The sequence below is a fragment of the Actinocrinis sp. genome, from assembly GCF_035650855.1.
Taxonomy (GTDB): Bacteria; Actinomycetota; Actinomycetes; order Streptomycetales; family Catenulisporaceae; genus Actinocrinis.
Window position 1 is genome coordinate 1 of record NZ_DASRGV010000214.1, and the last position, 10,405, is coordinate 10,405.

The 10,405-nt window shown below is 69.4% G+C and carries 10 protein-coding genes; 9 read left to right on the forward strand and 1 reads right to left on the reverse strand.

The window, feature by feature from the left end; genetic code table 11:
* A partial coding sequence (locus VFB40_RS15560; RefSeq protein WP_324851320.1) for an MFS transporter occupies nt 1–1,066 on the reverse strand: 1,066 nt, incomplete at its 3' end.
* A 409-nt stretch (nt 1,067–1,475) separates the two neighbouring features.
* Here VFB40_RS15560 and VFB40_RS15565 point away from each other — a divergent pair.
* The 9 genes from VFB40_RS15565 to VFB40_RS15605 form a co-directional block, all read left to right on the forward strand.
* Nucleotides 1,476–2,315: a glycosyltransferase family 2 protein gene (locus VFB40_RS15565; protein ID WP_324851322.1), complete on the forward strand. Its 840-nt coding sequence runs from the start codon at nt 1,476–1,478 to the stop codon at nt 2,313–2,315.
* Nucleotides 2,316–2,401: 86 nt separating this feature from the next.
* On the forward strand, nt 2,402–3,268 hold the full coding sequence (locus tag VFB40_RS15570; protein WP_324851325.1) for an ATP-grasp fold amidoligase family protein: 867 nt from the start codon (nt 2,402–2,404) through the stop codon (nt 3,266–3,268).
* Nucleotides 3,265–4,230: a diaminopimelate epimerase gene (gene dapF, locus VFB40_RS15575; protein WP_324851327.1), complete on the forward strand. Its 966-nt coding sequence runs from the start codon at nt 3,265–3,267 to the stop codon at nt 4,228–4,230. The genes VFB40_RS15570 and dapF overlap by 4 nt, the downstream gene beginning before the upstream one ends.
* Nucleotides 4,223–5,377 carry a glycosyltransferase gene (locus VFB40_RS15580; protein ID WP_324851329.1) on the forward strand — a complete coding sequence of 385 codons (1,155 nt, stop codon included), beginning with the start codon at nt 4,223–4,225 and terminating at the stop codon, nt 5,375–5,377. Before dapF ends, VFB40_RS15580 begins: the two co-directional genes overlap by 8 nt.
* Nucleotides 5,374–6,801, forward strand: coding sequence for a lipopolysaccharide biosynthesis protein (locus VFB40_RS15585; RefSeq protein WP_324851331.1), 1,428 nt, complete (start codon nt 5,374–5,376; stop codon nt 6,799–6,801). Before VFB40_RS15580 ends, VFB40_RS15585 begins: the two co-directional genes overlap by 4 nt.
* Nucleotides 6,798–7,772, forward strand: coding sequence for an NAD-dependent epimerase/dehydratase family protein (locus VFB40_RS15590; protein ID WP_324851333.1), 975 nt, complete (start codon nt 6,798–6,800; stop codon nt 7,770–7,772). The genes VFB40_RS15585 and VFB40_RS15590 overlap by 4 nt, the downstream gene beginning before the upstream one ends.
* A gap of 11 nt (nt 7,773–7,783) precedes the next feature.
* Nucleotides 7,784–8,875 carry a glycosyltransferase family 4 protein gene (locus VFB40_RS15595; protein WP_324851336.1) on the forward strand — a complete coding sequence of 364 codons (1,092 nt, stop codon included), beginning with the start codon at nt 7,784–7,786 and terminating at the stop codon, nt 8,873–8,875.
* Entirely contained in the window at nt 8,872–10,098 is a 1,227-nt protein-coding gene (locus VFB40_RS15600; RefSeq protein ID WP_324851338.1) for a glycosyltransferase family 4 protein, read from the forward strand. Before VFB40_RS15595 ends, VFB40_RS15600 begins: the two co-directional genes overlap by 4 nt.
* 5 nt (nt 10,099–10,103) lie before the next feature.
* On the forward strand, nt 10,104–10,405 hold a 302-nt coding region (locus tag VFB40_RS15605; protein WP_324851341.1), incomplete at its 3' end, for a hypothetical protein.

Sequence of the window (10,405 nt, forward strand, 5' to 3'; positions counted from 1 at the left end):
GGACCAGTCCGTCGGCCCAGAGCGGGGCGGAGGCGGTCAGGGACAGCGGAAGCAGCACCGCGGCCATCGTCCAGGAGGCGGCGACGACCAGCGTGCCGGCTCGGATCAGGCCGAGCAGCCGGGGTGCCAGCAGCGCCCCGGCGACGCCCGCAGCGCCCGCAAGGGTCAGCGTCAGCCCGAGGAACCCGGAGGACGCGCCGTGCTGCCGCGCGGTGAGGATGACGGCGTAGTAGAGCGCACCGATGATCAGGTTCACCCCGCCGGCCCAGAGCGTCACGAAGCGCAGAAACGGCTGGCTGAACAGGAACCGCAGGCCGTCGGCGAACTCCCGGCGGAAGCCGGCGAGCGCTGATCCCGGCGCCGGGGCCGACCCGGGCTCGGACGCGGACTCGGGCTCGGACGCGACCGTCGGGCCCGCATCAGCCTGCGAGGCTTCGTCGCGGACCCGCTCGCGGGCCGGCCGCAGATCGGCCCGGATGGCGCGCGCACACGCCGCGGCAGCGAGGAAGGAGATTGCGTCGGCGAGGAACGGGATCCAGGCCGCCGCCTGGTACAAGGCGCCGCCCACGCCCGGCCCGGCCAGCTTCGCCGCCTGCTCGCGGGCTTGGAGCGTGCCCAGCGCCTGCTCCGGCTCCTCGGGCGGCAGCAGAGCCCTGATTGAGGCGGTGGCCGCGGCCGCGTAGGCCGCGGCAGCCGCGCCGCCGAGCACCGTGCAGCCGAAGAGCAGCGGCAGCGTCGCGTGCCGGGTTCCGGCGGCAAGGGCGATCGCGCCGGCGGCGAGCGCCGCGGCGGCCAGGGCGCCGATCATCATGGCCCGGCGCGATCCACGGTCGGCGTACACGCCGAAGACCAGGGTGAGCAGCACCTCGGTGACCGCGGCCACGGTGCCGACGGCGCCCGCGGTCACCGCCGAGGCGCCCAGGGCCAGCACCAGCAGCGGCAGGGCCAGCGCCGAGGCGTGCGAGCCGAGCTGGTTGGCCGCGCCGCCGAGCCAGAACAGCCGGAAGTCGCGGCGCCTGGCGGCGGCGGGCGCGGCGTGCGGTGGGACCGTCTCCTGGGTGTTCATCACGCCGCAACCTACGAGGCCGCGCTTTGGGAATTGTTTGGCGATTCCCTCATCCGCAGGTCAGAACCCTGAGTCGGGCTGCGCCGCGCCGGGGCCGGAGGCCGCATCGCGGTGTGCGCGCACGGCGCCCGGCCACTTTTCCTGATTTACCGCAACCCGGAGTCGGGGACGGACGTCTTCAGTGGCGACAGCGAGGGACAGGGGAGCAATCACGTGCACAGAGGGCGGCTTGCCAGTTAGCTTATTTACCGGCCCTTAGCAAGGGTCTACCCGCAGCGCGTTTCTGAAGACACAGGTTTGCCGACCTGCGTCCGGTTAAGCACGCCTTCTTTGCCTACAGCCCGAAGTTGCACCGACCGGAGCGAGACCGCGCTTTGGCCAGCCGAGCGTGTATCGCGGAACGGGGAACATGACGACTCAGACGCACCTGCCTGCGTCCTGGCCAACGGTTTCCGTGGTCATTCCCACCCTGAATGAGGCCCGCAATCTGCCCCACGTATTCGAACGACTCCCGCAGGGCCTTCACGAAGTAATCGTCGTGGACGGCCACTCGGTCGACGACACCTGCGCGGTGGTTCGCCGGCTGCGCCCGGACAGCCGGGTCATCATGCAGAACCGCAGCGGCAAGGGCAACGCCCTGGCCTGCGGCTTCACAGCCGCCACCGGCCAGATCATCGTCATGCTCGACGCGGACGGGTCAGCCGATCCCGGCGAGATTCCCGCCTTCGTCCAGGCCCTTCTCGGCGGCGCCGATTTCGCCAAGGGAAGCAGGTTCGCCCCGGGCGGCGGGAGCGCCGACCTCACCCGGCTGCGCACGCTGGGCAATCGCGTGCTCATGGCGATGGTGAATCGAGCCTATAGCACTGCCTACACAGATCTCTGTTACGGCTTCAATGTGTTCTGGCGACGGCACCTTCCGGTATTGAGGCTGGATTCGACCACACCGCCACCTGGGGACGGAACAAAGCGGCTGTGGGGTGACGGATTCGAGATCGAAACGCTGATCGCCATACGCGTCACTGTGGCGCGCCTCGCCGTCGTGGAGGTGCCCAGCTTCGAGCATTCCCGCATCCACGGCGTCAGCAATCTCACGGCGTTCAGTGACGGCCTTCGCGTGCTGCGGACGATTTTCGCCGAACGGCGCGCTCGTCACGCGGCGGCGATGAAACCGGTTGACGAGCATTCAGACACGAGCGTATTCGAAGAGTTCGCGGCGTTTCAGGCACCAAGCTCGCGGGAGGCGGAATGAAAGCCGGCACAGCCCCATATAGCGAAGCGTCATACGACGCGGCGCCAAACACTGGCGAGAAGGGTACGAGGGCTGCTGCGGGCGGCTTGGCGAAGAGTCTGCGCGGCGCGGCGCAGTCGGTGGTCTACCGCTTGCCCGTGGGCGTGGAACGGCGGCTGCTCTTCGCCTACTACCAGCGAAAGCTCCCGCGCTTCGGCCGACCGGTCACGTTCAGCGACAAGGTCAACTGGCGCATCCTGAACGATCGCAGACCCCTGCTCGAATGGACCTGCGACAAGCTGGCCATGAAGGAATACGCCGACAAAGCGGGGTTGGCGCGGCTGCGCGTTCCGCACACGATCTGGTCCGGTTCTGATATCAGCGAGCTGCAAGGGGTGGACCTGCCCGAGCACTGGGTGCTCAAGCCGAATCACCGCTCCGGGCTGATCTACTTCGGCCGGGGACCGGCCGACCAAAGGGAGCTCTCGGCCGTCACGGCGACGTGGCTCGATTCCTTCGAGTCGAGCAAGCTGCGCGAATGGGCCTATGCCAAAGCCCGGCCGATGCTCCTGGTCGAGGAATTGCTCGGGCCGCCGGGGTCGCCGCCGCCCGATTACAAGATCTTCGTCTTCGACGGCAAGCCGGACCTCATCGAGATGGTGAACCGGTACGACGGGAATCAGCAGCGGCTGTACCGGGCCGACTGGACACCGCTCGAGGTGCTCTACGGACCGCAGGGAATCGCCCCTATCGCGCCACCGCCGCCCGACCTGGACCGGATGCTGGACATCGCGCACCAGTTGGGCAAGCCCTTCGACTTCATCCGGGTGGACCTCTACGCCTTCGACGGATCAATCGTCTTCGGCGAGCTCACTCCCTATCCGTGCGGAGGCCTTGAGCGCTTCCAGCCGGCCTCGTTCGACGTCGAACTCGGCCGCAAATGGCAGCTGCCCACCCTGCGATCGGCCGCGTGAAGCCCGTGACAGGTAAGGAGCCGGACATGCTCGGCCTGGACCGTCGTGCCCTGCAGGCCGACTACGACAATCTGCGCCTGCGCGGTGTTCCCGGCATCGATGCGGGACAGCTCGCCTTCTCCCTCATGCACGGCAACGGCAATCTGATTCTCGTCGTCGACGAAGATCTCAGTGGCCTGCCCCCGCGCGTGATCTGCAGCGACCTGGCGCGCGATCTCTGCGAGTCCTTCACGGCGGCGCGCGTGGACGGGATCGCCTTCGTGCGCACCGTCGACCGGCCGGTTCGGATGACCTATTTCGACCGGGACGGCACGAACGCCACGATGTGCGGTAACGCGCTGCGCTGCGTGACCCAGTACGGCAGCGAGCGAGGCTACCTGCGGGACGGCGCGGACGTCGTCATGACGGATGACGGCGCGAAGTGGGTCTCGTCCGCCGAGGGCGCAATCCGCGTCGCGCTCGGCGCCGGGCGGGAGCTCCAACGCGTCGCCGACGACCAGTACTTCGTGTTCAGCGGCGTGGCACACCTGGTCGTGCTCCTCGACGAGCACCAGGACCTTGATGCGATAGACGTCCCGGTCGTGGGAGCCGCGCTGCGTTACGACGACGAGTTGTGCCGCCGGGTGAATCATCCGGAGGGCCTGCACGTCGACTTCATGCAGCGGTACGAGGACGGAGTCCGCATCCGCACGTACGAGGTCGGGGTCGAAGACGAAACGCGGGCCTGCGGTACCGGGTCCGCGGCGTCAGCCTACGTCGCCAACCGCGCCTGGGCCCTGCCCTACCCGGTCCGCGTGGTTGTGCGGGAAGGCGAGATACAGGTAGAGGAGACCGAGCACGGGCTCGTCATCAGCGGATCAACCGGCCACCTGTTCGGCAACATCCCGCCGATCGACGCACCGCGCTCCGGGCACGCGGCGATGACCGCGCCCGCCCTGGCGGTCGGAGGCTCAGGTGGCTGAGCCCAGACGCGTGTGCGTCGTCGGCCCGGGAACCCGCTTCCTGTCCGGGATCACGTATTACACGTACTCCCTGATCGAGGCGCTGAGCGAGGCGGGTCATCAGTGCTCGGCGGTGTTCATCCGCAACCTCGTGCCGGTTCGCCTCTATCCGGGCCGGGCCCGCGTGGGCAGCGCCCTGACCGAGTTGCGCCTGCCGCCCGACGTAAGGCGCTTCGACGGGGTCGACTGGTACTGGGGCCGGTCGCTGGCGCGCGCGGTGGCGTTCCTACGCAGGGAACGGCCGCAGGTGCTCGTCCTGCAGTGGTGGACCGGGGCCGTGCTGCACACCTACCTGGTGCTGGCGATCGTCGCCCGGCTGCGCGGGGCCAACGTCGTCGTCGAGTTCCATGAGGCCCAGGATGTCGGCGAGGCTCGGCTGCCGTTCGTCTCGCGCTACATGGACCTGCTGGGTCGCTGCCTGCTCAGGCTGACGGCGGCGCAGCTGGTCCACTCAGAGTTCGATCGCGGCCTGGTCAAGGACCGGTACGGGGTGAACGAGAGCGTCGCGCTGGTCCCGCACGCCGGCTACGACTACCTCCCGTCGCGGCCGCCGCGCCGGGACGCCCCGGCCGGTGTTATCAACCTGCTGTATTTCGGCGTGATCCGGCCGTTCAAGGGCGCGGAGGATCTGGTCGCGGCTCTAGACCTGCTCGGCCCGGCCCGCTCCCGGTTCTGGCTCACGCTCGTCGGCGAGACCTGGGAGGGCTGGGATCTGCCGAACCGGCTGATCGCTGCCTCGCCGCACCGGGACCGCATCACGTTCGTCAACCGGTACGTCACCGACGACGAGGCGGCCGGCTACTTCGCGGGCGCCGACGTCGTCGTGTTGCCGTATCACCGCTCATCGTCGTCCGGGCCGCTTCAGATCGCGATGGCCGGCGGGCTTCCGCTGGTGGCGACGAGGGTCGGGGGTCTGATCGAAGCCACCGCGCATTACCCGGGCGCCGTGCTGGTCGATCCGCGCGATCCTGCGTCGCTGGCGGACGGCGTTCTGCGGGCGGCCGAGCTCGTCGGCCACCGGTTCGAGGGAGTCAGCACTTGGGCCGACACCGCCCGCAGCTACATGGAAGTGTTCGACACGGTGCTGTTTGACGCGGTGCCACGGTGACGTTTCTGCGCACGCCCTTCGGGCGCGAGAGGCTCGGTTCCTGGCTGCATGGCCGCACCCGGGACCCGCTGGTCATGAACTCGCTCTACCTGACGGCGACGACGGTCGTGACTTCGCTGCTCGGATACGTCTTCTGGACGGTAGCCGCGCGGATGTACCCCGCGTCCGCCATCGGGGAAGCCGGCGCGGGCGTCTCCGCCATGGGCTTCGCCTCGCTGGTGGGCGCCCTCGGCGGGTCCATGGCCGTGCTGGCGGAGTTGCCCGGCAAACGCCGGCCGCGCGACTGGTCGGCCACCGTCACCGCCCCGCTCGTGTTCACCTCGGCCACGTCCGCGGTAACCGCCGTGGCCACCGCGGCGGTGCTGTCGCAGATCGGGCATTCGGCGTTCCTGTACCGGGACGGCTGGTGGGTGGCGGCGTTCGTCGTCGGAGTGGTGGCCACGACGGCCTCCCAGGTGCTGGAGAGCGTCTGGCTGGCCGAACGGCAGGCGATCTGGTTCCTCGGCGCCAGCACCGTCTTCGCCGTCGTCAAGCTGGCGATCGTCGTGCTGCCGGTGTTCGCGGTGCTCGGCGCGACCGGCATCCTCTCCGCCTGGTCCGGCGTGCTTGCGGCCACTACCGTGGGCTGCCTGCTGGTGCTGGTGCGCCGGTTCGGGTACCGGCCGAGCCTGGTCGGCCTGCGAGGGCGGATCCGGTCGATGCGGCAATCCCTGGCCGGCAACTATGTGATCAGCGTGGGCGATCAGGTGACGCTCTACGCGGTCCCGGTGATCGTCGCGCTGAAGGTGTCTCCGGAGGCCGCGGGCTGGTTTTACGTGGCGTGGAAGATCGGCGGCTTCTACGCGGTATTCGCTTCGGCCGTCGGAACGTCCACCTTCGCCGAGGGCAGCCACCGCCCCGACCGGGTGCTGTCGCTGGCCTGGTCCGGAATGAAGATGATCCTTCCGTTCATCGCCGTGGGCGCCGCGGCCACGATTTTCGCGGGCCGCTTGGTCTTGCGCGTATTCGGCGCGCAGTACTCGGCCCACTCGTACACGCTGCTCGTTCTGTTGTCGCTGGGAGCGTTTCCCGACGCGGTGGTCACGATTTACCGCGGCGTCCTGCGGGTGCACAAGCGCTATCAGACCGCGGCCGCCATCTGCTGGGGCATCTCCATTTCCCGCCTCGCCTTCACCGCGCTGGCCCTGGGCTGCTGGGGCATCGCCGGCGCGGGCTGGGCCTGGCTGGCCACCCAGACGGCCGGCGCGCTTTGGTGCGCGCTGGATCTGGCCGTGCACCGCGGCGCGGTTCAACCCGCCGCAGTTGAAGCCGCACCGATTCAACCCACCGCGGTCCAACCCACCGCGGTCCAACCCACTGCGGTTCGAGCCACTGCGGTTCGAGCCACAGCCGAAGTCGTCACAGTGTTGAAGGAGGATTCATGATGCGGTGCCTGGTGACGGGTGGCTGCGGTTTCGTGGGCTCGGCGCTGGTGCGCCGGCTGTCGGCCGAGTCGTGCGAGGTGCTCGTCGTGGACGACCTCTCCCGGGGCTCGCGCGAGAACTTGGGACCGGACCGGGACCGGCTGTCGGTCATTGAGCAGGATGTGACCGGCAGTCTGCGCCACGTCTTCGCCTCCTTCCAGCCGCAGGCCGTCTTCCATCTGGCCGCGCAGCACTTCATTCCCGACTGTGACGCCGACCCGGCGCGCTGCCTGGCGGTCAACGTGGACGGCACGCGCTCCGTGCTGCAGGCCACGACCGAGGTCCGCGGCCCGCTCTCCCTGGTGCTGGCTTCTTCCGCGGCGGTTTACGCTCCGGCCGACGGCCCGCACCGAGAGCAGGAAGACTCCGTGGGACCGATCGACGTCTACGGATACTCCAAGCTCTGGACCGAAGAACTGGCGGCCGGTTTCGCCGCGCGCACCGGGACCGGGGTGGGCATCGCGCGGCTCTTCAACGTCTTCGGCCCAGGCGAGACGAACGCGCATTTCATCCCGAGCGTCATCTGCCAGATGAAGGCGGGGAAATCGGTCCGGCTGGGAAATCTCTCCTCCAGGCGGGACTACGTGTTCGTCGACGACGTCGCCGACGCGCTGCTGCGGCTGGCCCGGTACTGCGGCGACATGCGCGGCGCCCATGATCAGCCGGTGACGGTGAACGTCGGAAGCGGGAGAGCGTATACAGGCCACGAAGTGCTCGAAGCCTTGACCACGTCAATGGCGGCGGCCGGCGCGCCGAGCGGAGTGGCTCCGATCATCGATCCGAGCCGGCTTCGCCCGGTGGATCGTCCCACTCTGCTAGCCGATCCGACGCTGGCTCAGAAGCTGCTCGACTGGGCGCCGCGCACCTCGCTCGTCGACGGCCTGCGGGCCGCCTGGGATCGCCCGGTCGGCGCAGGGGTCACGCTGATATGAGAGACGCTGATATGAGAATCGCCATCGTCTCGGCGCACTACGCCCCGTTCGCCGGCGGTGTCGAGTCCCATGTCGAGGAGATCGCCAAGCGGCTGGCCGAACGAGGGCAGACCGTCGAGGTCCTCACCCATCACGACTCCCCCGGCCTCGCCGATACCGAGGTGCGCGACGGCGTCCTGGTGCGGCGGCACCAGGTGCCGGTGCCCAGCCAGCATTTCGCGCTGTCTCCGGGACTGTGGGCGACCCTGCGGCGGGAGCGGCACCGCTACGACGTGATTCACGCGCACGGCTACCACTCCGCCGCTCCCCTGGCCGCCGCGATGGCCGGTGCGTCGCCGATGGTCTTCACGCCGCATTACCACGGCACCGGTCACTCGCCGCTGCGTAAGGCCATCCACGTTCCGTACCGCGCCGCTGGAGCAGCAATCGCGGCCCGGTCACGGCACATCATCTGTGTTTCGCGCGCCGAGGCCGATCTCTTTCTGACCCACTTCCCCTCGGCTCGACCTCGCCTCACAGTCATTCCCAACGGCGTCGACCTGGGACGGATCACCGGCGCCCAGCCGTTCCCCGACGCCGGACCGGTAGTCGTCACCGGCGGACGCCTCCAGTCGTACAAGCAGATCGATCGCATCGTCGAGGCCATGGCCCTGACCGCGCCCGATCTGCGGCTGGTGGTCACCGGGGACGGTCCGGAGCGCGGTGCGCTGGAAGCGCTCGCCGAGGAGCGCGGGCTGCGGGAGAGGGTCCGCTTCATCGGCCGGGTGGAAACCGATCTGCTGTACCGCTGGTACGCCAGCGCCGAGGTGTTCTGCTCCATGTCGTCCAACGAGGCGATGCCGGTCACCGTCCTGGAACTGCTGGCGGCCGGCGCCCGGGTCGTGGCCTCGGACATCCCGGCTCATCGCGATATCCGCGACCGCACCGCCGGGGCGATCAGCTTGGTACCCCTGGACGCCGAGCCGGCAGTCCTGGCCGCCGCGCTGGAGCTCGCGCTGAAGGAGTCGCCTGCGTCGGCGCAGCAGATCCCGACCTGGGAAGAGGTGACGACGCAGACCCTTGACGTCTACCGCAGCGTCGCGAGCGCGGCGGCGGCGACATGAACGAGCACGATGCGAACGAACCCGCTGTACACAACCGCAGCACGACCGAAGCGGGCATCACCGCTCGGCCGGTGCGGGTGCTCTACTGGTTCACCCAGCCCACTCCGTACGTGGTGGCGCGCTTCAACGCGGCCGTCGAGCGGCCCGAGCTCGACTTCCATGCCGTCTTCTCGCAGGTTCGCGAGCCGGACCGGTCTTGGGACGTGGACGAGTCGACGTGGAAGTTCCCCGCGTCCTATCTCGGACGGATCAAGGTGCCGGCGAAGGAACTGCGCCGGTTGCGCCCCGACGTGTTCGTGCTCGAGTACGACCGCTGGAACCTGGCCCTGGGCGCGATCATCGGCTTCGCTACCGCGCGGCGCGTGGCGTTTCGGGTGCTGCCGAACTTCGACGCGTGGTCGACGCGCACGTGGTGGCGGGAGCTGGGCAAGAAAGTGCTGTTCAAGGCGGTCGACGGGGCGAAGGTTCCCGGTCTGGACGGAGCCGCGCTGGCGACGCGGTACGGCTTGCCGCAGGGGCGCACCGCCGTTGTAACGCAGTCGATCGACGTGGCGCACTACGGCCGAGGCCGCGAGCTGACAGCAGCGGAACGGCAGCGGCGCCGGGAAACGCTGGGACTGTCCAGGTGCGTCTTCCTGTACGTGGGGCGCGTCTGGGCGGGCAAGGGCCTGGACGAGCTGTTCACCGCCTACCGGCGTGTGCGTGCGTCCCGCGATGACATTAGCCTTCTGATAGTCGGCGACGGCGTCGACTACGCACGCTACTTCGATCAGGAGTCAGCCACGGCCGGGGTTACCTTCGCAGGATTCGTGCAGCCGGCCGACCTTCCGGAGTGGTATGCCGTCTGCGACGTTCTCGTCTTCCCCACCCACGGCGACCCGAACGGGCTGGTCGTGGAGGAGGCGCTGGCCGCCGGTCTGCCTGTGATCGTCTCCGACGCTGCCGGGGACATCAGGTCTCGCGTTCCGGAGTCCGTCGGCCGTGTTTTCCCGGTGGGCGACGCCTCCGCCCTGGCTCAAGCGATGGATGCCCTGGCGGAGCCCGCGCTCCGGGACTCCATGGGCCGCCGGGGGCCGGACTGGGTCGCGTGGAAGAACGACGAGCGCTACGCCGAGGACCTCGCCCGCTTCGCTCGGGACTTGGTGGCGAGCCCGCGTCGGCGGACCTTCCACCGCGCCGCGTGCGCCGCTCTCGGCCGGCTGCTGGCCTGGTCAGGACGCTAGAACGGATGACGGTGCGCAACACCATCGCGGCAACGGCCCACCCTCGCCTCGTGCCCGACGCGATGCGTGGACGACGAGCTGCCCGCACGGCGGGTCTGGCGGTCGCTTCGGCTTTCACCGCCGACGGCGCGGGCGTCTTGGCGCTGGCGGCCGCCGACGCTCGGTCACGGTCCGGAGCGTCCGGGGGCTACCTGTTGTTCTGGGCCGGGCTGGCCCTCATCTTCGTGCCGAGTGCCAGCTTTCTGCTGCTGTCCCGACGCGGCCGACGGGCGCGGCTCGCCGTGGCCTTGGGCTTCGGGCTCGCCCT